We start from the raw sequence: 25548 nt of genomic DNA, 5'->3' as shown, positions 1-25548 counted from the left end.
CAAAAAGCCCTCGTGCCATTGCGGCACGAGGGCTTTTTTGTGGGTCTTGCAGGAAGAGTTGCCGCACAGAACGACTGTGTAAAGTGCTGGGTTAGCGTGGCTTGCGAGCCCCGAAAACTCGTGGGAGAGGTATGGCAGGATTGGTAGTGAATGGGCTGTGACTGGCGCCAGGACCAGGTTTCAGCTGCTCAGTGGGGCAGGCGCAACATCACTGCAAGCGCTGATTGCACTAAAGGCTGGTTTTAAGTACAGTACTGTATAAGAAAACAGTAAACGGAGTTAGCCATGTCCCGTCCAAGCCGTCATTACCGTCCTCAAGCCACTCCTCGTTTCCGGGGCCCAGTACGCTCCGCGGCTTCGTCCAGCCCGTTCACCCAGCCTTTGTCGTTCAAGGCCAAGGTGATGGATGTGTGTTTGGTTGCCGTGTGGGGTGCCAGTATTCCCGGCTTGCTGTGGTTGGGCAGCATGGGTGGGTTTTAAGGCCACGCCCGTGTGCTGCTCCAAGGGGCGATCAGGGCACCAGCTGTGTCCAGTCGTTTGACAGGAAGCGGTCGCGGGCCAGTTTTTCGGCCTGTTCCAGTGTCGATGTATCCAGTGTGCTGGTTTTGAGGGCCGTTTTTTTACGAAAAGCATCCAGCATGGCCTTAATCACCGCTTCACGGCTCATGCCCGTTTGACTGCGGATAGGGTCCACCCGTTTTTTGGCACTGGTGGTGCCTTTGTCAGACAGTTTTTCCTTGCCGATGCGCAGGACTTCCAGCATTTTGTCGGCATCAATGTCGTAGGCCATGGTCACATGGTGCAAAACCGCATTGCCACGGCGTGCCTGGGCTGCGCCACCGATTTTTCCGCCTGCGCTGGTGATATCGTTTAGGGGCTGGTACCAGGCATCAATGCCAATGTCGCGCAGGGCCTCAATCACCCAGGAATCCAGAAACTCGTAGGATTCTTGAAACGTCATGCCGGCAACAAACTGCTTGGGCACGCTTAAAGAGTAGGTAATGGTGTTGCCCGGTTCGATGAACATGGCGCCCCCTCCGCTGATGCGCCGTACGACTCGAATGCCATGACGGGTTGCAGCCTCAGCTTCAATTTCATTGCGCAGGGACTGGAATCGTCCGATGACAACCGCAGCTTCTTGCCACTCCCAGATGCGCAGGGTAGGGGCGCGGGTGCCCTCGCTGACTTCCTGGGTAATGATTTCATCCAATGCCATGTGCAGAGCAGCAGGCTGCGGCTCCATATGGATCAGTTCCCAGGGCAATTCGTTCCAACCTGTCATGCCAGGGCCCTCCGCACGACTACGCCAATAGCCTGTGGGTCCAGACCGAACATTTCAACCTCGGCAGGCAGAGCGCGGCTGACGTAAGCGGCAATTTCTTCGGCACTGCTGTTGACGGACAGGCCTTGCAAGGCCTGATTGATCAGACCCAATGCTTCGGGGGGTTCCAGAAAAAAGTCGCCGCTCAGTCGTGCTTGTTCGATCATATTGTCTTTGACATCCAGATCGACCACGACCAGCTTGCCGCCAGGAACTTTGTATTCAGCATGCATAGACGGTGTGTCCTTTGATAGGCGCGGACCCTTTTGGGCAAAAGGGAGGGCTAAGCGAGTAAGCAATCGCTCGTGCTGCGTTTAATACAGGGGCAGGATGCCCAAAGTGTCGTATTTTAGCGTAGTTAAACGCGCAGGGACGCATGGGCACGCTGTCAAAAAATTTGGTCATTCACAATATTTACTGGTAGAATCGTGGGCTAATCATTTTTCATCCTCTGTCAGCGCGATTCTTATAATGTGTGCGGCTGATACGATGGTTTTGGAGTCAATCGTGGATTTGATCGCTATTCTTGAGCAAGAAGAAATCCAGCGCCTGACCGGTGGCAAACTGCCTCCCGAGTTCGGTCCTGGTGACACCGTTGTGGTGAACGTAAACGTGGTTGAAGGTACGCGCAAGCGTGTCCAGGCTTACGAAGGCGTGGTTATTGGCCGTCGCAACCGTGGTCTGAATTCTTCCTTCATCGTTCGCAAGATTTCTTCTGGCGAAGCCGTTGAGCGTACATTCCAGCTGTATTCCCCTCAGATCGCCAGCATCGAAGTCAAGCGTCGTGGCGCTGTTCGTCGTGCTAAACTGTACTATCTGCGCGATCGCTCGGGTAAAGCCGCTCGCATCAAAGAAAAACTCGTTCGTCGTTCGGGCAATTAATTTCCCAGCGAACAGCGATGCAAAGGCACCCAGGCGGGTGCCTTTGTTTTTATGTGGGATCACATACCAGTTCTTATGGATAAGCCTCGTATCAGGCCCGTTATCGTTCCTGGATTCGACCCTCGCAGCCAACCCCTGGTTGCATTAGACCCTTTGCCTGATTTGCCTGCGCAAGCCCAGCAATTGGATTTTCTGCGTAGCGCTTTTTCCCAGCCCATACAGTGGCAGGTCGAGCCTTTATTTCGCAGTTCGTTTTATCCCGAGTTTTTGCCCGGTTCCATGAATGTGCGCTCCGCCGTCTGTATTGGCGTGATGCAGCGACCCGAGGGGCCTACCGTCATTTTTACGCGCCGGGCCATGCACCTGCACAACCATGCCGGGCAGATCAGTTTTCCTGGGGGGCGTATTGAGGCCTCGGACCTGGGGCCGGTGGAAGCCGCCTTGCGTGAAACCCAGGAAGAGATCGGTATTGAGCCGCGCTTTGTGCGTTATCTAGGCCAGCATCCCATTTTTGTCACCAGCACCCAGTTTGCGATGCGTCCTGTTATTGGTGAGCTGCAAGAGGGCTTTCAGGTGCTGCCTGACAGTTCCGAGGTCGCCGAAGTCTTTGAGGTGCCCCTGTCAGTCCTGCTGGACCCGCAGCGTCATCAATTGCATCATGCGGATTTGCCCGACGGGGCGGGTCGCTATTACTTTTCGATTCCGTGGGGGCCTTATTTTATTTGGGGCGCCACCGCGGTCTTGATTCGCAATCTCTACCACCATCTGTCCGCCGCCTGGGTGCAATTGTCTGCCGGCGGGGATACGCGCGCCACAGGTCTGTAGTCAGGCTGGGCGGTCGATCGCTCCGACGCCGAATCCCGCTTTCACAAAACAGCGCGTTTTGCCTCTCCCCCTTGTTCTCTTAGTAGCGGGGTTTGTTTTCGTGTTCGGCCAGCAAGCGCTGGTACAGCGCGTGACGCTCAGGGTGAATGCTGCCCGCCTCGATGGCCGCCAGCACGCCACAGCCTGGCTCATGCCTGTGGGTGCAGTTATAAAAGCGGCAGGATTCCACGGCTTTGCGAAAGTCGGGGAAGCCGTGAGCAATATCTTCTTGCGTCATATGCGACAGGCCAAAGGCCTGGAAGCCGGGGCTGTCGATCAGGTCGCCGCTATTGGGCAGGTGATAGAGACGGGTGCTGGTGGTCGTGTGCCGACCTGCCCCCAAGGCTTGCGAGTATTCCTGGGTCAGTGCGCCTGCATCCGGAACCAGGGCATTGAGCAATGTGGATTTGCCCATGCCACTCTGACCGAGCAGTAGCGTGCGTTTGTTCGCCAGCCAGGGAGCCAGTGCTTCCCGGGTCTGTTCGGGTTCCAAGGCCACCATTTCTAAAATAGGCACCCCCAGCGCGGCAATCGGAGCCAGTTTGCGTCGGGCGCGCTCCAGATGCGTGCCCAGGTCCGCCTTGTTCAAGATAATGACCGGATCAATATCCACGCTCCAGGCGGCAACCAGCGCTCGCCCCAGCAGGTCTTCGGAATAGGCGGGTTCGGGCGCCACCACGATCAGGAGCTGATCGATATTGGCGGCAAATTGCTTGGTACGGAAGTCGTCAGAGCGATACAGCAAATTGCGCCGCTCCTGTACCTGCTCAATGGAGCCTTCGCCTTTGGCCTGCATCATGACATCGACCTGGTCGCCCACCGCAATCCCCGCTTTTTTTCCACGCGGGAAACATTTGATGGTTTGGCCATCGGGCAGCTCGACAAAGTAGTGGCGACCGTGGGCGGCGGTCACCAGACCGCTAATGGTTGTGGATGTCATGCCAGGCTTTTCAGGTGTCGAATGCGATCAATCGCGTTGGGGTGGCTGTCGTAGAAGGCAGAGTGTAGCGGATCAGGTGTCAGCGTTGCAGCATTGTCGTTATAGAGCTTGAGCAAGGCGCTGATCAAGTCCTGGGCACCACTGTGCTGGGCCGCAAAATGGTCGGCCTGATATTCGTCACGGCGTGAGAGCAGGGCGCTCAAAGGACCCATCCAGAAGGTAAAGGTGGGCACCACCATAAAGAACAGGATCAGAGCCAGCGCATCATTGGGGCGGCCTAGTTGAGGGATGACACCCAGGCCGGTGTAAAAGCCCACTTTGCCCCAGGCCCAGCCTGCCAGCAGGAAAAAGACCAGCGATGTCAGCACACTGATCAAGAGGCGGCGTTGTATATGCCGATGCTTGAAGTGGCCCAGTTCATGCGCCAGCACGGCCTCGACTTCTTCGGGCTGGAGTTTGTTGAGCAAGGTGTCAAAAAACACGATACGTTTTTGGCGCCCTAGCCCGGTGAAGTACGCATTGCCGTGGGCGGAGCGGCGCGAGCCATCCATTACGTACAAGCCACTGGTCTGGAAGCCACAACGTTGCGCCAAAGCGTTGATGCGATCCCGCAGGCCGGCATCTTCCAGTGGTTTAAACGTGTTGAAGAGCGGGGCGATAACACGCGGGTACAACCATAGCACCAGTAGATTGAAGGCCAGCCACAAGCCCCAGCCATACCACGGCCAGGAGGGTCCGGCCCAATCCATCAGGCTGAGCAGGGCGGCGCACAGGGGTGTGCCCAGCACCAAGATGATGAGCAGTGTTTTGGCGGTATCCGCAAAAAACAAGGCAGGTGTCATGCGGTTAAAGCCAAAGCGCGCCTCCAGTACGAACTTGCGATACCAGGCAAAGGGCAGGCCGACCAGACCCATAATCGCCAGCACGGCGCCAATCAGGGCAAGCTGCCGCAGCAGTTCGTGGCTGATCCAGTGGCCCAGGGTGATATCCAGCCATTGCAAGCCACCCAGCAAGGTAAAGCCCAGCAACACCAGGGCTTCCACCAAGCGTTCGCTCAAGCCCAGCCGTGTGCGTGCAATGGTGTAACGCGCCGCGCGCTGATGACTATGCAGGCCGATGCGTTCGGAAAACTCGGCAGGCACCTCGTTCTGATGTCGATAAACGTGCCGGATCTGCCGCAGACCGAGATAAAAGCGCAGCAAAACGTCTGCCAGCAGAAAGATAATGAACAACAAAGTCAGCATGGAGGCGGCTATATGTAAAATGGGCGTTTTGAGGAATGATTATATGGCGGTTCACACACAGCGTCTGGTCTGGCTCGATATGGAGATGACAGGACTGGACCCGGACAAAGAGCGCATTATCGAAGTTGCGGTCGTGGTAACAGAAGCAGACTTGACCCTGGTAGCCGAAGGCCCGGTTCTGGTGGTTCATCAAAGCAACACATTGCTCGATGGCATGGACGCCTGGAACAAGGGGACACATGGCCGCAGTGGCCTGATCGACAAGGTCAAAGCGTCGACCCTGACTGAAGCGCAGGCCGAGGATCAGTTGCTGGAGTTTCTGAAAGAGCATGTACCAGCGGGCAAGTCGCCCCTGTGTGGCAACACCATCAGCCAGGACCGTCGTTTCATGTACCGCTACATGCCCCGCCTGGAGGCCTTCTTCCATTATCGCAATCTGGATGTCAGCACCTTGAAAGAGCTGGCTCTGCGTTGGAAACCCGACGTCGTTAAAAGTTTCGTCAAGCAAAGCCGCCACGAAGCCTTGGCCGACATTTACGAGTCCATCGACGAACTTAAACACTACCGCGAGCATTTCATCCGCCTGTAAACACAGCGCGCCGGTCAAGGCGCAAGCGCGTTAAGCGCGTCTGCCAGGGCAGGCAAGGGCATGCGGGCGGGACCAAAACCGAGGGCAGCGATTTATCGCACCTCGGTTTTTTTACGTCTAAGTATTTACCCTTAAAGTATCCGTTTCCGGGTTATATGATACGGTTTTGCGATTGACATCACATTTTTCGTATTAAATAATGAAGTGTATATGGTTTGCGTCAAAACAAAATTTTGTTGAACGCTTTCAGTACTCTTACCGGGGATGGTCATGTATGCACAACTTGTAGAGACAGGCGTCAAGCAGGTCCGGGATATCGAGCAGATGTCCGACGAAGAGCGTCGGTTTCAAGAGCGCATCGATGAGGGTGTCCGCATCGAAGCCAGGGACTGGATGCCCGAAGCCTATCGCAAAACCCTGGTGCGCCAGATTTCTCAGCACGCGCACTCCGAGGTTGTCGGGATGCTGCCCGAAGGCAACTGGATTACCCGCGCTCCTTCGCTCAAGCGTAAAGCGATCTTGATGGCCAAGGTGCAGGACGAGGCCGGTCACGGTCTGTATCTGTATAGCGCTGCCGAAACACTGGGTGTCAGCCGTGACAAGCTGGTCGATGATCTGTTGTCGGGCAAAGCCAAGTACTCCAGTATTTTTAATTACCCCACCCTGAATTGGGCCGACATCGGCATGATCGGCTGGCTGGTTGACGGCTCGGCCATCATTAACCAGATTCCCTTGTGCCGCTGCTCTTACGGTCCTTACGCCCGTGCCATGGTGCGGGTATGCAAGGAAGAGTCTTTCCACCAGCGCCAGGGTTACGATCTTTTGATCCAGATGTGCCTGCATGGCACCCCGGAACAGAAGGCCATGGCGCAGGACTCCATCAACCGTTGGTGGTGGCCCGCGCTAATGATGTTCGGCCCCTCCGATGCAGACTCCACCAACAGCGCCCAGTCCATGCAGTGGAAGATCAAGCTGTTCTCGAATGATGAGTTGCGCCAGAAAATGGTGGATCAGACCGTGCCGCAGGCCGAGTATCTGGGCCTGACCATTCCTGATCCTGATCTGCGCTGGAACGAAGAGCGCGGCCACTACGACTTTGGCGAGATTGACTGGGATGAGTTCTGGGCGGTGATCAAGGGCAATGGCCCCTGTAATCGTGAACGACTCCAGGCCCGGGTGGACGCCCACGAAAACGGCGCGTGGTTCCGTCAGGCACTGGATGCCCATGCCCAGAAGCAAGAAGCCATCCGCAAGGTGGCCTGATCCCTAAGGCCAGGAAACCGTGACGGTTTCTGATCCGATCCGATTCGCAGTCCGCGCAGTAAGAGCGCGGCTGCACAGCAAGGAATTTTCAGTTATGAGCAAGAACGATTGGCCCCTGTGGGAAGTTTTCATTCGCAGCCAGCATGGTTTGGCTCACAAGCATGTAGGCAGCCTGCACGCGCCGGATGCCGAAATGGCCATTAACAATGCGCGTGATGTCTATACCCGCCGTAATGAAGGCGTGAGCATCTGGGTGGTGCGTGCTGCCGATATCGCGGCCTCCAGTCCGGGTGACAAAGGGCCGCTGTTTGAGCCCTCCAACACCAAGGTCTACCGTCACCCTACCTTTTTCCCCATGCCTGACGGCATCAATATGTAGGAATCGGTATGGACAAAGCCCTGTTTTCCTACGCCCTACGCATGGGCGATTCCACCCTGGTGCTGGCTCAGCGTCTGGGTGAGTGGACTGGACATGGCCCGGCTCTGGAAGAAGAGCTGGCCTGTGCCAATACCGCCCTGGACCTGTTGGGTCAGGCCCGCATGTGGCTGACGCTGGCCGGCGAGACCGAAGGCCAAGGCCGCGACGAAGATCGTCTGGCCTATCATCGTGACGCTCACGAGTACACCAACTATCTGTTGGTCGAACGTGAGAACGGTCACTATGGCGATACCTTGGCGCGTCAGTTTCTCTTTGATGCCTGGCACTGTTTCTTGCTGGAGCAGTTGCTGCAATCCACCGATGAGCAAATTCGGGCCATCGCCCAGAAAGCGCACAAGGAAGTGCTGTACCACTTGCGCCGCTCGACCGATCTGATCGTGCGTCTGGGTGATGGTACTGCCGAGAGCCACAAGCGCATGCAAAAAGCGATAGACGATGCCTGGTTCTATCTGGGTGAACTGTTCCTGGATGATGAGGTCACCCAGGAGCTGGCTCAGCGTCAGGCCGTGCCCTTGATGGCCAGCCTGTGGCAGCCCTGCCTGGAGTACATCCGGACCGCCCTGGAGCGCGCTACCTTGCGTTGTCCAGCCGAACAGGATGCCCAGCACAAGGCATACCGTGGCGGTCCGCAAGGCCGTCATACGGAAGCATTAGGGTATCTGCTGGCGGAAATGCAGCATCTGCCACGTATGTACCCCGACGCCACCTGGTGATCGTCATGACACAGACCTGGAGCACCGAGCAAGTCATGCAGATACTGGCCACGGTTCCAGATCCGGAGATCCCCGTGATCTCCTTGCTGGACCTGGGCATTGTGCGTGACGTGAACTGGGAGGAGGGCGTGTGCGTGGTCACCATCACACCGACGTACTCTGGTTGTCCGGCGATGTACGAGATGAGCCACTCGATTGAGCAAGCCTTGCAGCAGGCCGGCATCGAGCAGGTTCGAGTCGATACGAAGTTGTCGCCGGCCTGGACGACCGATTGGATGAGTGAGCAAGGCAAGCTGGCCCTGCGTGATTACGGTATCGCTCCCCCGGCCCAAAGTGCAGTTGATATTTCTGGTTTGCTGCGCCAGCCCGAGGCGCCCGTGGTGGCCTGTCCTCAGTGTGGCTCCACGCATACACGGGTCATCAGCCAGTTTGGCTCGACGCCGTGCAAGGCGCTGTACCGCTGCATCAGCTGTGGCGAACCATTCGATTACTTTAAGGCGCATTAGTCCTATGAGTCAGTTTTATTCTCTTCCTGTGGCATCGGTCTCGCGCAGCACCCGCGATGCTGTGGTGGTAGCTTTTGATGTGCCCGACAATTTGCAGGATGTGTTTCAGTTTCGCCCCGGTCAGTATCTGACCCTGCGCACCCATCTGGACGGCCAGGAACTGCGCCGCTCCTACTCGATCTGTGCCGCTCCGCACGACCGCTTGCTGCGGGTGGCGATCAAGCGCGTCAATGATGGTGCTTTCTCTACCTGGGCCAACAGCCATCTGCAGGCAGGTGCTTCGCTGGAGGTCATGCCTCCTGATGGCAACTTCACCGTAGATTTTGACCCCAGCAACGCGCACCGTTATGTTGCCTTTGCGGTGGGGAGCGGTATCACCCCCATTCTGTCGCTGGTCAAGACCGCGTTGGATACCGAGCCCAATTCCACCTTCACGCTGTTTTTCGGTAACCGCGCCTCTTCGGCCATCATGTTTCGCGAAGAGATCGAGGACCTGAAAAACACCTATATGGAACGTTTCTCCATCGTGTATATCATGAGCCGGGAAACGCAGGATATTGATCTGTTCAACGGTCGCCTGGACGGTGAGAAAGTCCGCCAGCTGATGCAGCAATGGTTCGATCCGGCCAGTGTGGATGTGGCCTTTGTGTGCGGTCCCCAGGACATGAGCGAGCAGGTGGTGGCCGCCTTGCAGGAAAACGGTCTGCAAAAATCCCAGATCAAGTTCGAGCTGTTTGGCGCTCCCAAAGGGCCACGTGCGCTGCGTACGGGTGAGGAGTCGCGCAAGGCACCGGGCAAGGAAGAGTGCGAGCTGACCGTGATTCAGGATGGCATCACACGCAACCTGACCATCAGCAAGAGCAACAGCAGCATTTTGGATGCAGCGCTCGAGCAAGGTCTGGAATTGCCGTATTCCTGTAAAGGTGGTGTTTGCTCCACCTGCCGTTGCAAAGTGGTAGAGGGCGAAGTGGACATGGACGCCAACTTTGCGCTGGAAGATTACGAAGTAGCCCGCGGTTTCGTGCTCAGTTGCCAAAGCTTTCCGGTAACCGACCGGGTAGTGATTGACTTCGATCAGGAAACCTAAGACCGCCAAAAATAGCGGTTTTCCAAGAATCTGGACGCCAGCTTCCCAGCTTGGCGTCCTACTAGTTTCAGGAGCACATTGTATGGCAGCAGATTTTTTCAAAACGCATCAGGCGACGCTGGATCAGGCTTTGAGCAGCATCCTAGCACGCAATTTCTGGAGCGCTTATCCTGAAAATCCCAGCCCGCGCGCTTACGGTGAAACCGCGGCTCAGGAAGGTCAGGCTGCATTTGAAGCCTACCGCGACAAAGCCTTTCCCTTGACGCTGGAAGGCGCCCAAGGAGAAGTGGGTAATGAGCGCTCGCCTTTTGGTTTTGATCTGGGCATCCGTTACCCCAAAGTCCCCGTGGATCAGTTGGTGGCCCAGTCGCAACTGGCGCTGGACAGCTGGCGCGATGCGGGCCCGCAGGCCTGGGTGGGCATTTGTCTGGAAATTCTGCATCGCTTGAACCAGCGCAGCTTCGAGATTGCTCATGCCGTGCAGCACACAACGGGCCAGGGTTTCATGATGGCCTTCCAGGCCGGTGGCCCTCACGCTCAGGAACGTGCGCTGGAAGCCGTGGCCTACGCCTGGCAGGAAATGTCCCGCATCCCCGGTCTGGTTGACTGGATCAAGCCCCAGGGCAAGCATGATCCCATCCAGATGAAGAAACAGTTCAAAGTTGTGCCCCGTGGCATTGGTCTGGTCATTGGTTGCTCCACCTTCCCGACCTGGAATGGTTACCCTGGCCTGTTTGCTTCCTTGGCCACCGGCAACACCGTGATTGTGAAGCCGCATCCTGGCGCGATCCTGCCTCTGGCCATTACCGTGGCTGTCGCGCGCGAAGTGCTGGCCGAGGCCGGTTTCAATCCCAACGTGGTTTTGCTGGCGGCTCACGAGCCTTCGGAAGATACGGCACAGCGATTGGCCATGAACAAGGCCGTCAAGCTGATCGACTTTACCGGCAGTAGCCAAAACGGCAACTGGCTGGAAGCAAATGCGCGCCACGCGTTGGTCTACACCGAAAAAGCCGGTGTGAACCAGGTCATTATTGATTCGGTTGACGATTTCAAGGCGGTTGCCCGCAATCTGGCTTTCTCCTTTGCCCTGTATTCCGGCCAGATGTGTACTGCTCCTCAAAACATCTACGTGCCTCGTGACGGTATCCGCACGGCTGATGGTGTGATGAGTTTTGACGAAGTGGCTCAAGGTCTGGCCCAGGCCGTACAAAAACTGGTGTCCGATCCGGCCCGCGCCGTTGAAATTACCGGTGCCGTGCAAAACGAAGCCTGCGCACAGCGTATCGATCAGGCACGCCAGCTGGGCATGCCTATCCTGGCTGACAGCCAGACACTGGAGCACCCTGCATTTCCCGGTGCCCGCGTACGCACACCTCTGATCTTGCAGGCCCGTGTGGACCAGCCCGAGATTCAGCAAGAATGGTTTGGCCCCATCGTATTTGTGGTGCAAACCGATTCGACCGAGCAAAGCATTGAAGTGGCAGGACGCAACGTGATCGAGCACGGCGCACTGACCTTGTCGGCGTACAGCACCGATGATGCCGTGACTGCCCAGATCCAGCGCATGGCCGAGCGTTCCGGTGTGTCCCTGTCCCTGAACCTGACCGGCGCCGTGTTCATTAATCAGACCGCAGCCTACAGCGACTTCCATGGTACGGGCGCCAACCCGGCTGCCAACGCCTCTCTGTCGGACTCGGCCTATGTGGCTAACCGTTTCCGTGTCGTTCAGACCCGCTGGCATTTCTAAAGGAGGATGGCCAGGTGACTGACCAAAGTATTCAATTTCAACTGGAAAACGGCGTAGCACGCATTACCTTGAATCGTCCCGACAAGCTCAACAGCTTCACGGCCGACATGCACGGTGAGCTGGCTCAGGCTCTGGACAAGGTGGAACAGTGCGCCGATTTGCGTGTGCTGATTCTGACCGGTAATGGACGCGGCTTTTGCGCCGGCCAGGACCTGTCCGAGCGTCAGATGAGTGCTGGCGATGCCCCCGTCGATCTGGGTGCAACCATTGAGAAATTCTACGCACCGCTGGTGCGTCGTCTGCGCGCATTGGCTGCGCCGGTGGTAGTGGGGGTCAACGGCGTGGCTGCGGGTGCTGGAGCGAACCTGGCTCTGGCGGGCGATATTGTGATTGCCGCCCGTTCGGCCAGCTTCATCCAGCCTTTCTGCCGTCTTGGCTTGTTGCCGGACACCGGCGGTACATTCTTCTTGCCGCGTCTGGTGGGCACCGCCCGCGCCATGGGTCTGTCTTTGCTGGGCGACAAGCTCTCGGCCGAACAGGCTGCACAGTGGGGGCTGATCTGGGAATGCGTGGACGATGAGGCTTTCCAGGCTCGTCTGAACGAGCTGGCCGCTCATTTTGCCCAGGCGCCGACCAAAGGTCTGGCTTACGCCAAGAAAGCGATTTATGCCAGTGATGCCCATTCGCTTGATCAACAGTTGGATCTGGAACGCGATTTGATGCGTGAACTGGGTGCCTCCGAAGATTATCGTGAGGGTGTTAATGCATTCCTGGGCAAACGTGCCCCCCAATTTAAAGGAAAGTAATGCAAAGCAACGCAATGGCTGTTGAAGACCCCCAGGCACTGGCTCAGCAGGTCAGTGACCATATGTTTGGCAATGACCAGGCATCTCAGGCTTTGGGCCTGAGCCTGGATAGCGTCGCACCGGGCAGGGCGGACATGAGCATGACGGTACGTGCCGACATGCTCAACGGCCACAAGACCTGTCATGGTGGTTTCATTTTTGCGTTGGCCGACAGCACCTTTGCGTTTGCCTGCAATTCCCGCAATGCACCGACCGTTGCGTCGGGTTGCACCATCGATTACCTGGCGCCTGCCTTTGAAGGGGATGTCCTGACTGCTCGTGCGGTTGAGGCTTCCCTGGCAGGCCGCACCGGTGTGTATGACATCGAGGTGGTCAACCAGAACAACAAGCGCATTGCCTTGTTCCGTGGACGCTCGTACCGGCTCAATGGCACGGTATTGGGCGGAATTGAAAAAAAATAATCTTTGACGATACATACCCTGTGGACCCGGGGGGGTCGGAAGTACCACACCAGCGGCAGGGCAGGAGTACACCATGACAGCAATTAAAGAACAGGTTGGCCGCGATGCCATCGAGCATGCAAGTGTTGACGAGATCCGCAACTTGCAGCTGGAACGTCTGAAGTGGACGTTGCGGCATGCTTACGAGAATGTGCCGCACTATCGGCAGAAATTTGATGAAGCGGGCGTGCACCCCGACGATTTGAAGCAGTTGTCGGATATTTCCAAGTTTCCCTTCACGACCAAGCAGGATCTGCGTGACAACTACCCCTTCAAAATGTTTGCGGTTCCTCGCGAACAGGTAGCACGCGTGCACGCGTCCAGTGGCACAACGGGCAAGCCCACCGTGGTTGGCTACACGGCCAAGGACATCTCCACCTGGGCAGACCTGTTTGCCCGTTCCATGTGGGCAGCTGGCGCCCGTCCTGGCGACATTGCCCATGTGGCCTACGGCTATGGTCTGTTCACAGGCGGCCTGGGTGCCCACTACGGTGCTGAGCGTCTGGGATGCACGGTGGTTCCCATGTCCGGTGGTCAGACTGAAAAGCAGGTTCAACTGATTCAGGACTTCCGTCCCGACGTGATTCTGGTCACGCCTTCCTACTTCTGCAATATCGTGGAAGAGATCGAGCGTCAGGGCATGGACCCACGCGATACTTCCTTGCGCATCGGTATTTTTGGCGCTGAACCCTGGACAGGGCAGATGCGTCTGGATATTGAGCAGCGTGCCGGTATCGATGCTGTGGATATTTATGGTCTGTCCGAGGTAATGGGGCCTGGCGTGGCCATGGAATGTGTGGAAAGCAAGGACGGTCCAGTGGTCTGGGAAGACCATTTCTACCCGGAAATCATCAACCCTGAAACCGGCGAGCCCGTGGCCGAGGGTGAGAGCGGAGAACTGGTCTTTACCTCGCTGAGCAAGGAAGCCATGCCGGTCATTCGCTACCGTACTCGTGACCTGACCCAGTTGCTGCCACCTACCTCGCGCAGCATGCGCCGGATCGGCAAGATCACGGGCCGCAGCGACGATATGGTGATTGTGCGTGGTGTGAACCTGTTCCCGACGCAGGTCGAGGAGCTGGTTCTGAAGATGCCCGAGCTGGCTGCCCAGTACCAACTGGTCTTGAGTCGTAATGGCAATATGGACGAGCTGGAAATTCTGGTGGAGGTTCGCCCGGAGTTCAATCACTTAAATGATGCCGAGCGTGAGCAAATGGCCCGCCGCCTGAGCCACTCCATCAAGACCTTTATTGGTGTGAGTGCACGTATTCGCGTGCAGTCCTCGGGTATGGTCGAGCGTACGGTAACGGGTAAAGCCAAGCGCGTGATCGACAAGCGCGCGTTTTAGGCACGATTGCGTCCGGACTCCACAACGGCTCTGCTCTGGCAGGGCCGTTTTTGTATTCGGCGCTCTCACGGTATCATTGCAAGCTAGTAGGCGGCTCACGCCGTTTTCGTATTTTTTTTCTGATCACATCATGCCCCCAATACAGCCAGGTTTGATTGCCGGCATTGGCACCGACCTGATTCGTGTGGAACGGATCGAGCGCGCCCTGGCTCGTCACGGCGATCGTTTTGTAAAACGCATCCTGGGCGAGCAGGAGCAGCAGGTCTATGCCCGCCGTCAGGCGCGCGACCCGGTAAGGGGACTGCGCTATCTGGCAACCCGCTTTGCGGCTAAAGAAGCTTTTTCCAAAGCGGTCGGGTTGGGCATGCGCATGCCCATGGCGTGGTCGCGCATGCAAACCCTGAATGCGCCCGGTGGGCGTCCGATGGTGCGCTTGTCTGCGGACCTGCAAAGCTGGTTTGACGCCCGTTTCGGGGCGGTTCATATTTCCCTGACTGATGAATCCGATATGGCCATGGCCTTTGTGGTGCTGGAAGTCAAAGCGCCGGCCATTTCTTCCTTATCCTTAGCTGAGTCTGATACTAAATGAGTTCTTCCCCACAAGCAGTACTGCCACCGGGCCCGGTCATGGTCGATGTGCAGGGCACGGTTCTGACGGACCACGAGCGCGAGCGCCTGCGCCATCCGCTGGTCGGTGGCGTGATTCTGTTTAGCCGCAACTTTGAAAACCGTGCGCAACTGACCGCCCTGTGCCAGTCGATTCACGAGGCGCGTAACGAGCCCTTGCTGATTGCGGTGGATCACGAGGGGGGGCGGGTGCAGCGTTTCCGCGAGGATGGCTTTACCACGCTGCCCGCCATGAGCCAGTTGGGCCAGCTCTGGACGCGTGATGCCGTCAAGGCGGCGGCTGTTGCTGCCGATACGGGCTATGTGCTGGCTGCCGAGCTGCGCGCCTGTGGTGTGGATATGAGCTTTACGCCGGTGCTGGATCTGGACTGGGGAGTCAGCAAGGTTATTGGCGATCGGTCTTTCCATCGCAATCCGCGGGCAGTGTCCATGTTGGCCGCTGGCTTGATCCGTGGTTTGAACAAGGCCGGTATGGCTGCCTGCGGCAAGCACTTTCCCGGTCATGGCGGCGTAGAGGCGGATTCGCACCACGAGATTCCCGTGGACGACCGTACACTGGAAGAGATTCTGGACGAGGATGCTGCCCCTTACGGTTGGCTTGGCACCTTGCAGTTGCCCTCCGTAATGCCTGCACACGTGATCTATTCCAAAGTAGACCCGCTGCCAGCCGGCTTCTCGCCATACTGGATTCAGCGTGTGCTGCGCAAGGCCCTGGCCTATGACGGCGTCATTTTTTCCGACGACCTGACCATGGAAGGCGCCACCGTTGTGGGCGACATCCTGGCACGCGCTCAAGCGGCCTTGGGGGCGGGCTGCGACATGGTGCTGGTCTGCAATCGTCCTGATCTGGCCGACGACTTGCTCTCGCGCCTGGATTTCACGATTTCCGAGGAATCGCAAAACCGCATTCGTCGTCTCATGCCTAGCACGCCCGCTTTGGATTGGGACGCCTTGCAAGCGGATGAACACTATCAATATGCCCGCGGACTTCAATCTAAAATCCTATCTGTCTGATTTACCGAATTTGCCGGGCGTATACCGGCATCTCGATGAACAGGGCGAGGTACTGTATGTGGGCAAGGCGCGGGATCTCAAGCGTCGTGTCAGCTCGTACTTTCAAAAAACGCTGAGCAGTCCCCGCATTGCCCATATGGTGGCGCGTGTCGCGCGCATCGAGGTGACTGTTACCCGCAGCGAGGCCGAGGCCTTGCTGCTGGAAAATAACCTCATCAAGCGTCTGCGGCCACGCTACAACATTCTTTTCCGGGATGACAAGTCCTACCCCTACCTGATGATCAGCGCGCACCAGGCGCCTCGTATTGCCTATTACCGGGGCAGTACCAGCGGGAAGGGCCATTTCTTTGGCCCTTATCCCAACTCCTGGGCGGTGCGTGAAACCATTCAGATCCTGCAAAAGGTGTTTCGGTTGCGCACCTGTGAGGACAGCGTCTACGCCAATCGCAGTCGCCCCTGTCTGCTGCATCAGATCGGGCGCTGTTCGGCGCCGTGCGTCAATCTGATCTCGCCTGAGCAGTATCAGCGGGATGTGCAGCGCGCCATCAGCTTTCTGGATGGTCACACCACGCAAATCCTGAGTGAGTTGCAAGAGCGCATGATGCAGGCCTCGGACTCGCTGGATTTTGAGCAGGCCGCGATTTTGCGCGACCAGATGAAAGCCTTGTCAGCCGTGTTGCAGCAGCAAAGCATGGAGCAGGTGGGCAAGGAAGATGTCGACGTTATTGTGGTCCTCAATGCCGGGGGCAAGTTCTGTGTGAACCTGGCCATGGTGCGCGGGGGCCGTCATCTGGGAGATCGTGCCTTTTTCCCTACCCAGATCAACGATGACACCCCAAGCGAGGTGCTTGCGGCCTTTATCGCCCAGCACTACCTGGAACGTCGCATGCCACCCGTGCTGGTTTGCTCGCACGCCCTGCCTGATCCTGATCTGATGCCTTTGCTGGCGGAGCAAACCGGTGTGAAGGCGCGCATTGTGGTGCGCCCTCAAGGCGTGCGCAAGATCTGGCTGGAACAGGCAACGAAGAATGCCGGCCTGGCGCTTGCCCGGGTCTTGAGCGAATCGACGGCCCGTGCGGATCGTACCCGGGCTCTGGCTGAAGTATTGCAACTGGACCTGGATGAGGCCCAGCTCGATGCGTTGCACATCGAATGCTTTGACATCAGCCATACGGCTGGGGAGGCCACGCAGGCCTCGTGTGTGGTTTATAAGCACCACGAAATGCAGAACTCCCTTTATCGTCGCTACAACATTGCCGGCATCACCCCCGGTGATGATTACGCAGCCATGCGCCAAGTACTGAACCGACGGTTCTCGCGGGTTGCCGAAGGTCTGGCGCCTTTGCCCGACATTGTCCTGATCGACGGTGGCAAAGGGCAGGTAGAAATCGCTCGGCAGGTCTTTGTCGAATTGGGCCTGGATATTCATGTTCTGGTTGGTGTGGCCAAGGGAGAAAAGCGTAAAGTAGGTCTGGAGACCCTGGTGTTTGCCGATGATCGACCGCCTGTGGCCCTAGGCGTGGAGTCAGCTGCCTTGATGCTGGTTGCCCAGGTGCGTGACGAGGCCCACCGCTTTGCGATTACGGGCATGCGCGCTCAGCGTGCCAAAACGCGCAACGTGTCGCGTCTGGAGGATATTGATGGGATTGGCGCCAAGCGTCGCCAGCGTCTGCTGGCTCGCTTTGGGGGCTTTAGTGGCGTTGCCGATGCCAGTATCGATGAGCTTAGTGCGGTTGATGGAATATCCACGGAGCTGGCCGAACGTATTTATCATGCTTTACGATAGGCGAGAGCCTTTGTTGTTTTAAATTAGGTTGGTACCCAAGCTATGCCTTTAAATCTGCCCATTGCCCTGACGTGGCTTCGTATCGTCCTGATTCCCCTGATCGTTGCCCTGTTTTATTTGCCGGAACACTGGCTGAGCATCGAAACGCGCGATCTGTGGGCAGCGGCTGTCTTTGTCGTTGCCGCTGCGACCGACTGGTTCGACGGCTGGCTGGCGCGACGCTGGAACCAGACGTCCTCGTTTGGCGCCTTTCTGGACCCGGTTGCCGACAAACTGATGGTCAGCGCCGCCTTGCTGGTGTTACTGGATCTGGGGCGAGTGGACGCCTTTATCGCGCTGATTATTATCGGTCGTGAAATTACCATTTCTGCCTTGCGGGAGTGGATGGCCAAGATTGGCGCCAGCGGCAGTGTAGCGGTTCATCGCTTGGGTAAATTCAAAACCGCCGCGCAAATGGTTGCCATTCCCTGCCTGTTGTACTGGTCGCCTGTCATGGGGCTGCCTACACGGATCATCGGGCAAGCTCTTATTATCGTTGCAGCGGTCCTGACGGTCTGGTCCATGTGCTACTACCTGCAAAAAGCCTGGCCTGAGATCAAGAAAAAGCAGCTGTGAGACAAATGACTAACTCATCGACAAGGACGCTGGCCGGGGCGGGACCGGACGGGTCGCAGGACTGGCAGGTCATTGGCGTGATCGGTATCGCGCACGCCAGTTCGCACTTTTTTCAACTTATCTTGCCCACGCTGTACATTTCCCTGGGGCAAGAGTTCGGTTATGACTTTCTGAAGTTGGGAGGTTTGGTCACCGCTTTTTATCTGGTGTCCTGCTTTGGGCAGGCCTCTTCGGGTTTTCTGGTTGACCGGATCGGGGCCTTGCCGGTGCTGAAAGTAGGCCTGTCCTGCTTTGTAGCGGCCGCCTTGTTGATCGGAACGGCCAATGGCTATGGCATGCTGTTGGCGGCTGCCCTGATTGGCGGGGTGGGCAATGCGGTCTTTCACCCGGTGGATTACTCCATTCTCAATCACCGTGTCAGCCCGGCGCGTTTGGGCCATGCCTTCAGTGCTCACGGTTTGACAGGTAACCTGGGCTGGGCCTTGACGCCGGTCTTTATCACCACGCTGACCATTTACTTCAACTGGCGTGTTGCCGTGCTGTCGGCGGCCGCTCTGATTGCGGCTGTTTTGGTGCTTGTTCTGGTAAACCGGGATGCACTGGCTGGACGCACCGCCTCCGGGTCGATGCCGGCGCGTCCACCAAACAAGGAGTCGGTCTGGACCACGCTGTCTACGTTGTTGTCCCGTTCCTCTTTATGGGGCGCGTTCCTGTTCTTTGCCTTTGCCACGGCGGCCATGGCAGTCGTGCAGAATTACACCATCCCCATGCTGCACACCACCTACGGTATCGATAAGGTCGTGGCGGGTACGGCCTTGTCCGGTTTTATGCTGGCGTCTGCCGCAGGCATGTTTGTGGGCGGTTTTATTGCTTCTACCACGCCACGCTCTGAGCTGATTGTATTTGTGTCCCTGTGCGTGTCGGGTGGGCTGCTTTTGGTGCTGGGCGCAGGCTGGGTGATGCCATCGATGGCTCTGTTTTTTGTGGGGGCAGCCGGGTTTTGCTCGGGTATTGCTTCGCCTTCGCGCGATATGCTGATACGGCGCGTTACGCCCAAGGGGGCGACTGGGGCTGTATACGGCCTGGTGTATTCGGGCATGGACGTGGGCTCGTCCTTGGCGCCGGTGGGTTTTGGATTGATGCTGGATGTGGGTCTGACGCAGGCCCCTTGGTATGGGGCGGCCATCGGATACTGGACTGCGGCGGGCCTGGCCGTCTATGTGGCGTCCACCGTCACCCGATCGACTAAAGCGAAAGCCTGACGGTATCCTTTGCCGCTTGGCTCGAGACCGCTTGATAACAAACCCCAAAAACGTATCGCATTTTGGGGTTTCTTTTTTGTTAGAAAGTAGGGGGCGCCCCCTGGAAGGTGCACAGGTCAGCGGGAGGTGCGCCTGCCAGTTGCAACCTTACTGACGTGCCAGCCGTGGCTCTTGCACGCTATCTGCATGGCTGCTGCGCCAGGGATTGATGTCGAGCCCCCCACGCCGCGTGTAACGGGCATACACCAGCAAACGTTCGGGTTGGCAGCTTTGCCAGATATCGCTGTAAAGACGCTCCACACAATGCTCATGAAATTCCGTGTGGCGGCGTAGCGAAACGATATAGCGTAAAAGAGAGGCGGGGTCGATTTGAGGGCCCGTATAACGCACTTGGACGCTGCCCCAGTCCGGCTGGCCCGTAACGGGACAGTTGGATTTGAGTAAATCCGAAACCAGCGACTCGGTCACGAGCGGGGCGTCAGGCAAGCAGGCCAATAAACCGCTTTGTGGCGTGTAGTCCTGGATGCTGATATCGAGCTCATCAATGCTCCGACCTTCCAGTTGGGCGATGGTCTGACCGCTCAGAGCGCTCAAGGGCCATAGTGTCACCTGGACAGGGGCGCCGGCTATGGCGCTCAGATCCTGCTCCATGCGTCCAGCGAGACTGTCGCTGTCCTGCACGACTTCATCATTAAATGAGTTCAGATAGAGCTTGAAGGATTTGGACTCGATAATGCGCGGGCTGTTCCAGGGGATGACAAAGCGGGCCAGGGCGACCACGGGTTTGCCCTTGGGGTTGAGCCAGGAGACCTCGTAACCGTTCCAGATATCAGCGCCATACCATTGTTCAGGTAGCTCAAGGGCCTGACGATTAAGCGAGCGCTCGATACCAAACAGGACGTTGGGATCGTAACGTGTGGGATAAACCACATCGTGTCCGAGCGGCGAATCTTTAAGTGGGGAGGTGTTGCTCATGGGCAGGTGCTGCAGAAATAAAACAGGAAACCGGTGCAGCGAACACGCATTCACCGGAAGGCATACAGGCGATTATCCCACATTGTGAAATCCTTGTCTCAGTATGCAAAAAACGACTGTCGCGGTGCACTGTTTTTTATTTCATAAGCAGATAATGCATTTCATATCTCGAAATTAATTATTTATGTATATGATTTAAAACAAAAAAATAATTACTCTTATATAAGATAGAAAACATGGTTGCGGTGCAACATTTGGGTAGACTGTAGTCATCCTGTTCAATCTAGTTCACTGTTAAATCCATCTTAGGAGTTCACCATGAATGCACGAGAAACTGAGATCCGTAATTTGCAAAAACGCTGGGCTGAAGACCCGCGCTGGCAAGGTATCAAGCGTGGTTACACCGCTGAGGAAGTGATTCGTTTGCGTGGCTCTCTGGTTGAGGAGCACACTTTGGCACGGCGTGGCGCAGAGCGTCTGTGGCAGTCCATTAATCAGGAACCCTTTGTGAACGCATTGGGTGCACTGACGGGTAACCAGGCCATGCAACAGGTCAAGGCCGGCTTGAAAGCGATTTACTTGTCGGGCTGGCAGGTGGCGGGCGACGCCAACAGCGCTGGTGAAATGTACCCCGACCAATCGCTGTACCCCGTGAATTCGGTGCCCTCGGTGGTGCGTCGCATCAATAACTCTCTGGCCCGTTGCGATCAGATTCAGTGGATGGAGGGTGTGAACCCGGGCGATGAGGGTTACATCGATTACTTCGCTCCTATTGTGGCCGACGCTGAAGCGGGTTTTGGCGGCGTGCTCAATGCCTTTGAGCTGATGAAGGCCATGATTGTGGCGGGTGCGGCAGGTGTTCACTTTGAGGATCAACTGGCATCGGCCAAGAAATGCGGCCACTTGGGTGGCAAGGTATTGGTGCCCACGCGTGAAGCGGTGTCCAAGCTGGTCGCGGCCCGTCTGGCGGCAGACGTCCTGGACGTTCCCACCATTCTGGTTGCTCGTACCGATGCGGACGCAGCAGACCTGATCACCAGCGATGTGGATGAATACGATCGCCCCTTCATTCTGGAAGAACGCACAGTGGAAGGTTTCTACCGTACTCGTGCCGGTCTGGATCAAGCTATTGCCCGTGGACTGGCTTACGCTCCTTACGCAGACCTGGTCTGGTGCGAAACTTCTACGCCGGATCTGGAATACGCTCGCCGCTTTGCGGAAGCTATCCACCGTCAGTTCCCTGGCAAGCTGCTGTCCTACAACTGCTCGCCATCGTTCAACTGGAAAAAGAACCTGGACGATGCCACGATCGCCAAATTCCAGCGCGAGCTGGGTGCCATGGGTTACAAGTTCCAGTTCATCACGCTGGCTGGGTTCCACGCACTGAACTACGGCATGTTCGAACTGGCCCACGGCTACGCCCGCAACCAGATGAGCGCTTTCGTTCAACTGCAGGAAAAAGAGTTCGCGGCTGCACCATTGGGCTTTACCGCTGTGAAGCACCAGCGTGAAGTGGGGACGGGTTACTTTGATGCTGTCACTCAGACAGTGGAAGCCGGTAAGTCCTCGACTACGGCTCTGGCCGGCTCTACCGAAGCCGAACAGTTTGCCGCTTCCGAGGCATAAGCAGGACGGGAAAGGGTAGATAGCCCCTTTTCCGATAGCAGGCAGCCCACCGCACGCTCCAGTCGGTGGGCTGCTTTTTTTTGCCCATGTCATTTTGCTTAAAAGCTACATATTTCAAATATAAAATTTGTGGGCGGTGCGCTTAAGAAAGTGGGGGATTGGATGACTCATTGTCTGTCAGAGACTGTGCGGGGAAGCCGGTCTGAAAAGGCTTGCCGAGCGATTGTCCGTTTAAGATTGAGGACTCAATAGTCAGTGAATTGATTGGTATTCTCAAAGTACGCTACTTTTGTCATGAAAGTCTTGATAATCAAGGCGTTTTCCTAGTGCAAGACATGGTAGACTTTGGCCGCGCAAGCGATTTATGAAGGGACCTGAAAAGTGAGCTTTGCGTCCAGGCGCGCATAAAAAAAAGGCTGCCAATGAGCAGCCTTGAAAGCATTGAACAGTTAGCGCCGCGTTGGGGGGGTAACGGCCTGAACAAGATGCATAGGGACAACGATAAAGGATCGAAGCAAAGTCGTATTGATTTAAATCAAGAATGAAGAAATATCAGTGGCTTATAGTCCATCCATGCGCGCATATTCGATTTTTTCTCTCCCCAAGCCGCTCACTGACGAGCAGCGATCACATCGGCGTCATACATTGGCCCGTCTAGGCCTGTCGTGGCTGGCAGCCATGCAGGTGATGATGTTTGCGTTTCCAGGCTACATGCGTTCCTTCAGCACCCGAGCTGAGGATATTGAATCCCTGTCGCAGGTCATTGTGCTCATGAACTGGGCCGGGCTGTGTCTGACCATGCCGGTGGTGCTGTACTGTTCCTGGCCGATTCTAAAAGGCGCGTTCAAAAGCCTGTCTGAGGGTCGCGTCGGTATGGATGTACCCGTGGCGCTGGGGATTGTGGGCGCGTTCCTGCCCAGTGTGTACAACACCTGGATGCAGCAAGGCGAGGTGTATTACGACTCGGTCACGATGTTCGTGGCCTTTTTGTTGACGGCCCGCTATCTGGAGCTTTGCGCACGCCAGTCGGTGACCCAGTCCGCGTCCCACGATCTGATAGAACGTTTTCGCCAGACAGTGACAGGGCATGCGAATACCTTGGCATTCTGGTTTGTCAGTATTCAACTGGTGCTGGCTGCTGCATTCGGTCTGGTCTGGTACTGGATAGACCCCTCGCACGTTGTGCCTGTGGTGGTCGCCATGTTGGTCATGAGCTGTCCCTGTGCCATGTCCATGTCCGTGCCGTCGGCCGTCGCCTCGGCACATGCCAGTTTGCTGGCCCGACCCGCTCAGAATGAATTTGAAGTTGTGCAGTTGACCCAGCAAACCGGTCGCATCGCCCGTCAAAATCTCTATGGTTCCATTGCCTGGCATTTGCTGATGACACCGCTGGCTGCCATGGGCATTGTGGCTCCCTGGCTGGCGGCTGTCAGCATGCTGGTATCGTCGTTGGCCGTAGCGGCCAACTCCTGGCGTATCTACCGCAGCCGCACCCGCATGGTGCCTGCCCAGTGGACAGGCCCGGCGGCAAGGCAGGGCTGATATGTTTGGCTCTTTGCTGGTCCTGATCCCCATCTCCATCTTTCTGGTCGTTGTCATTGGTATTTCATTCTGGTGGGCTATTTTTGCCGGTCAGTTTGAGGATACCGGCAATGCGGCGGACTCCATCTTGCTCGATGATGACTCCACAGCGAGTCCTGCAGGGACAGAGCGCCCACCAGATACCTGACCTCCCGGTTTTAGTCCTGCAAATGGTCGGCGACACACAGTCTGCGGGGCGGAAACACGTGTGAGTGCGTGCTTTCCGAAGTTTTTTGATAAGCATCAAGTAGCGGATTACCGACTTGCTGGATCATGTATCTTGTTGTCGCTTGTATTAACAATGTTTGTTTAGGGGAAGCAAATGGGCACTTCCGATGCAGTCGGAAATAACGCCGAAGTCTTCAATTACGGGATTGTCAGGCAATTCGCCATCATGACCGTATTTTGGGGCGTCATCGGCATGGCAATAGGTCTTTTTATTGCCTTGCAGTTGATTTGGCCAGAACTCAATTTCGACACACCGTGGCTTAGTTTTGGGCGTCTGCGCCCATTGCATACGAACGCTGTGATTTTCGCCTTTGGTGGGACGGGCTTGTTTGCCACTTCCTACTATGTGGTACAGCGTACCTGTCAGGCCCGTTTGTTTTGCGACAAGCTGGCTGCCTTTACCTTCTGGGGTTGGCAAGCCGTGCTGGTGGCAGCGGTCATCACCCTGCCTATGGGGTACACCAGCTCCAAAGAGTACGCCGAACTGGAGTGGCCCATCGACATCCTGATCACGCTGGTCTGGGTGGCGTATGCCATTGTGTTCTTTGGCACGATCGTCAAGCGCCGGGTGCGTCACATTTATGTGGCCAACTGGTTTTTCGGTTCTTACATCGTCACGATCGCTGTTCTGCACATTTTCAACAACCTGGAGTTGCCCGTCAGCTTCATGAAGTCCTACTCGGCTTACGCCGGTGTGCAGGATGCCATGGTTCAGTGGTGGTACGGCCATAATGCCGTGGGCTTTTTCCTGACCACGTCCTTTCTGGGCATGATGTACTACTTCATCCCCAAACAGGCTAACCGTCCCATTTATTCTTACCGTCTGTCCATCGTTCACTTCTGGGCGCTGGGCTTTACCTACATGTGGGCCGGTCCTCACCACCTGCTGTATACCTCCCTGCCAGATTGGACACAGTCCCTGGGCATGGCGTTTTCCCTGATTTTGCTGGCTCCCTCCTGGGGCGGCATGATCAACGGCATCATGACCTTGTCGGGCGCCTGGCACAAGCTGCGTACCGACGCGATTCTGAAATTCATGGTGGTGGCTTTGTCCTTCTACGGCATGTCCACGTTTGAAGGTTCCATGATGGCAATCCGTACGGTGAACGCGCTGTCGCATTACACCGACTGGACCGTGGGCCACGTGCACTCCGGCGCGCTGGGCTGGGTTGCCATGATTACCTTCGGCTCTCTGTATTACCTGATTCCGCGCCTGTACGGTCGCACTGAAATGGCTCGTCCTCGTTTGATCGACCTGCACTTCTGGCTGGCGACTCTGGGCGTGGTGCTGTATATCGCCGCCATGTGGATTGCTGGCGTGATGCAGGGCCTGATGTGGCGTGCAACCGGTGTGGACGGCACCTTGACCTACAGCTTTGTGGAAGTGGTGAAGGCAACCTACCCCTTCTACGCGATCCGGGCCTTGGGCGGCGCCTTCTTTGTGGCTGGTATCTTGCTGATGTCCTGGAACGTGTTCCTGACCGTTCGTGCAGGTCAGAAAAATATCAATCCCGTTGTGCCTCTGAAAAATCCGGATGCCCGTGACCCAGCGCTGGTGGGCCCAACCACCTTGCTGGCCTAAGGA

The 25548-nt window shown here is 56.8% G+C and carries 27 protein-coding genes; 22 read left to right on the top strand and 5 right to left on the bottom strand.

Features of this window, described 5'->3' with window-relative positions; genetic code table 11:
* Positions 1-285 precede the first annotated feature (285 nt).
* Positions 286-480 carry a hypothetical protein gene (locus tag ACOZ42_RS10570; RefSeq protein WP_003799172.1) on the top strand — a complete coding sequence of 65 codons (195 nt, stop codon included), beginning with the start codon at positions 286-288 and terminating at the stop codon, positions 478-480.
* Between the two features lie 31 nt (positions 481-511).
* On the opposite strand, the gene ACOZ42_RS10565 is transcribed toward ACOZ42_RS10570, so the two are convergent.
* Together ACOZ42_RS10565 and ACOZ42_RS10560 are read right to left on the bottom strand one after the other, a co-directional pair.
* On the bottom strand, positions 512-1282 hold the full coding sequence (locus ACOZ42_RS10565; RefSeq protein ID WP_003799173.1) for a lipoate--protein ligase family protein: 771 nt from the start codon (positions 1280-1282) through the stop codon (positions 512-514).
* A complete protein-coding gene (locus ACOZ42_RS10560) occupies positions 1279-1554 on the bottom strand; it encodes a lipoate protein ligase C-terminal domain-containing protein (RefSeq protein ID WP_003799175.1) in 276 nt (91 codons plus the stop codon). Before ACOZ42_RS10560 ends, ACOZ42_RS10565 begins: the two co-directional genes overlap by 4 nt.
* A gap of 274 nt (positions 1555-1828) precedes the next feature.
* On the opposite strand from ACOZ42_RS10560, the gene rplS reads away from it, so the two are divergent.
* Together rplS and ACOZ42_RS10550 are read left to right on the top strand one after the other, a co-directional pair.
* The gene (gene rplS, locus ACOZ42_RS10555; protein ID WP_003799181.1) at positions 1829-2203 is read left to right on the top strand and encodes a 50S ribosomal protein L19; all 375 of its coding nucleotides are present in this window, start codon (positions 1829-1831) and stop codon (positions 2201-2203) included.
* Positions 2204-2356: 153 nt separating this feature from the next.
* On the top strand, positions 2357-3028 hold the full coding sequence (locus ACOZ42_RS10550; RefSeq protein ID WP_003799183.1) for an NUDIX hydrolase: 672 nt from the start codon (positions 2357-2359) through the stop codon (positions 3026-3028).
* Between the two features lie 79 nt (positions 3029-3107).
* Here the strand turns inward: ACOZ42_RS10550 and rsgA are convergent, their stop codons facing one another.
* Both rsgA and ACOZ42_RS10540 read right to left on the bottom strand, forming a co-directional pair.
* Entirely contained in the window at positions 3108-4007 is a 900-nt protein-coding gene (gene rsgA / locus ACOZ42_RS10545; protein ID WP_003799185.1) for a ribosome small subunit-dependent GTPase A, read from the bottom strand.
* A complete protein-coding gene (locus ACOZ42_RS10540; RefSeq protein ID WP_301605857.1) occupies positions 4004-5251 on the bottom strand; it encodes a M48 family metallopeptidase in 1248 nt (415 codons plus the stop codon). Before ACOZ42_RS10540 ends, rsgA begins: the two co-directional genes overlap by 4 nt.
* 43 nt (positions 5252-5294) lie before the next feature.
* On the opposite strand from ACOZ42_RS10540, the gene orn reads away from it, so the two are divergent.
* The 15 genes from orn to ACOZ42_RS10465 all read left to right on the top strand — a co-directional run bounded on the left by orn (position 5295) and on the right by ACOZ42_RS10465 (position 19553).
* Complete coding sequence (orn, locus tag ACOZ42_RS10535; protein ID WP_003799188.1) at positions 5295-5840, top strand: oligoribonuclease; 546 nt, start codon at positions 5295-5297, stop codon at positions 5838-5840.
* A gap of 270 nt (positions 5841-6110) precedes the next feature.
* The gene (paaA, locus tag ACOZ42_RS10530) at positions 6111-7103 is read left to right on the top strand and encodes a 1,2-phenylacetyl-CoA epoxidase subunit PaaA (protein ID WP_336579329.1); all 993 of its coding nucleotides are present in this window, start codon (positions 6111-6113) and stop codon (positions 7101-7103) included.
* 94 nt (positions 7104-7197) lie between these two features.
* The gene (gene paaB / locus ACOZ42_RS10525; protein WP_003799192.1) at positions 7198-7482 is read left to right on the top strand and encodes a 1,2-phenylacetyl-CoA epoxidase subunit PaaB; all 285 of its coding nucleotides are present in this window, start codon (positions 7198-7200) and stop codon (positions 7480-7482) included.
* Between the two features lie 8 nt (positions 7483-7490).
* Positions 7491-8255 (top strand): 1,2-phenylacetyl-CoA epoxidase subunit PaaC, encoded by a 765-nt coding sequence (gene paaC, locus ACOZ42_RS10520; protein ID WP_003799193.1) that lies wholly within the window; start codon positions 7491-7493, stop codon positions 8253-8255.
* A 5-nt stretch (positions 8256-8260) separates the two neighbouring features.
* A complete protein-coding gene (paaD, locus tag ACOZ42_RS10515) occupies positions 8261-8761 on the top strand; it encodes a 1,2-phenylacetyl-CoA epoxidase subunit PaaD (RefSeq protein ID WP_003799195.1) in 501 nt (166 codons plus the stop codon).
* A 4-nt stretch (positions 8762-8765) separates the two neighbouring features.
* Positions 8766-9848, top strand: a complete 1083-nt coding sequence (gene paaE / locus ACOZ42_RS10510; RefSeq protein WP_131070683.1) for a 1,2-phenylacetyl-CoA epoxidase subunit PaaE — start codon at positions 8766-8768, stop codon at positions 9846-9848.
* Positions 9849-9930: 82 nt separating this feature from the next.
* Positions 9931-11595 carry a phenylacetic acid degradation protein PaaN gene (paaN, locus tag ACOZ42_RS10505; protein ID WP_426345112.1) on the top strand — a complete coding sequence of 555 codons (1665 nt, stop codon included), beginning with the start codon at positions 9931-9933 and terminating at the stop codon, positions 11593-11595.
* 14 nt (positions 11596-11609) lie between these two features.
* Positions 11610-12401: a 2-(1,2-epoxy-1,2-dihydrophenyl)acetyl-CoA isomerase PaaG gene (paaG, locus tag ACOZ42_RS10500; RefSeq protein ID WP_003799200.1), complete on the top strand. Its 792-nt coding sequence runs from the start codon at positions 11610-11612 to the stop codon at positions 12399-12401.
* A complete protein-coding gene (paaI, locus tag ACOZ42_RS10495; protein ID WP_003799201.1) occupies positions 12401-12862 on the top strand; it encodes a hydroxyphenylacetyl-CoA thioesterase PaaI in 462 nt (153 codons plus the stop codon). The genes paaG and paaI overlap by 1 nt, the downstream gene beginning before the upstream one ends.
* Positions 12863-12935: 73 nt before the next feature.
* Positions 12936-14249, top strand: a complete 1314-nt coding sequence (gene paaK, locus ACOZ42_RS10490; RefSeq protein ID WP_003799203.1) for a phenylacetate--CoA ligase PaaK — start codon at positions 12936-12938, stop codon at positions 14247-14249.
* Positions 14250-14379: 130 nt separating this feature from the next.
* Entirely contained in the window at positions 14380-14838 is a 459-nt protein-coding gene (gene acpS, locus ACOZ42_RS10485; protein WP_240208571.1) for a holo-ACP synthase, read from the top strand.
* A complete protein-coding gene (gene nagZ, locus ACOZ42_RS10480; protein ID WP_301605855.1) occupies positions 14835-15890 on the top strand; it encodes a beta-N-acetylhexosaminidase in 1056 nt (351 codons plus the stop codon). Before acpS ends, nagZ begins: the two co-directional genes overlap by 4 nt.
* Positions 15853-17676, top strand: a complete 1824-nt coding sequence (gene uvrC / locus ACOZ42_RS10475; protein ID WP_003799209.1) for an excinuclease ABC subunit UvrC — start codon at positions 15853-15855, stop codon at positions 17674-17676. Before nagZ ends, uvrC begins: the two co-directional genes overlap by 38 nt.
* Positions 17677-17718: 42 nt before the next feature.
* Positions 17719-18291: a CDP-diacylglycerol--glycerol-3-phosphate 3-phosphatidyltransferase gene (pgsA, locus tag ACOZ42_RS10470; RefSeq protein ID WP_003799212.1), complete on the top strand. Its 573-nt coding sequence runs from the start codon at positions 17719-17721 to the stop codon at positions 18289-18291.
* Positions 18292-18296: 5 nt separating this feature from the next.
* Positions 18297-19553: an MFS transporter gene (locus ACOZ42_RS10465; protein WP_426345111.1), complete on the top strand. Its 1257-nt coding sequence runs from the start codon at positions 18297-18299 to the stop codon at positions 19551-19553.
* 147 nt (positions 19554-19700) lie between these two features.
* Here the strand turns inward: ACOZ42_RS10465 and queF are convergent, their stop codons facing one another.
* Positions 19701-20528 carry an NADPH-dependent 7-cyano-7-deazaguanine reductase QueF gene (gene queF, locus ACOZ42_RS10460; RefSeq protein WP_003799215.1) on the bottom strand — a complete coding sequence of 276 codons (828 nt, stop codon included), beginning with the start codon at positions 20526-20528 and terminating at the stop codon, positions 19701-19703.
* A gap of 318 nt (positions 20529-20846) precedes the next feature.
* Between queF and aceA the strand changes: the two genes are divergently transcribed.
* The 4 genes from aceA (at position 20847) to ccoN (ending at position 25545) form a co-directional block, all read left to right on the top strand.
* Positions 20847-22154 carry an isocitrate lyase gene (gene aceA / locus ACOZ42_RS10455; protein ID WP_003799217.1) on the top strand — a complete coding sequence of 436 codons (1308 nt, stop codon included), beginning with the start codon at positions 20847-20849 and terminating at the stop codon, positions 22152-22154.
* 573 nt (positions 22155-22727) lie between these two features.
* On the top strand, positions 22728-23696 hold the full coding sequence (locus ACOZ42_RS10450) for a hypothetical protein (protein WP_051010383.1): 969 nt from the start codon (positions 22728-22730) through the stop codon (positions 23694-23696).
* Between the two features lies 1 nt (position 23697).
* Positions 23698-23883, top strand: coding sequence for a cbb3-type cytochrome oxidase assembly protein CcoS (ccoS, locus tag ACOZ42_RS10445; RefSeq protein ID WP_003799221.1), 186 nt, complete (start codon positions 23698-23700; stop codon positions 23881-23883).
* Positions 23884-24057: 174 nt separating this feature from the next.
* Complete coding sequence (ccoN, locus tag ACOZ42_RS10440) at positions 24058-25545, top strand: cytochrome-c oxidase, cbb3-type subunit I (protein ID WP_003799224.1); 1488 nt, start codon at positions 24058-24060, stop codon at positions 25543-25545.
* Positions 25546-25548: the final 3 nt, after the last annotated feature.

The organism is Alcaligenes sp. HNGD-HTN06 (assembly GCF_049932565.1).
Lineage (GTDB): Bacteria > Pseudomonadota > Gammaproteobacteria > Burkholderiales > Burkholderiaceae_B > Alcaligenes > Alcaligenes ammonioxydans.
The sequence above is the reverse complement of the archived record's forward strand: the minus strand, read 5'-3'. Positions and strand labels throughout refer to the sequence as shown.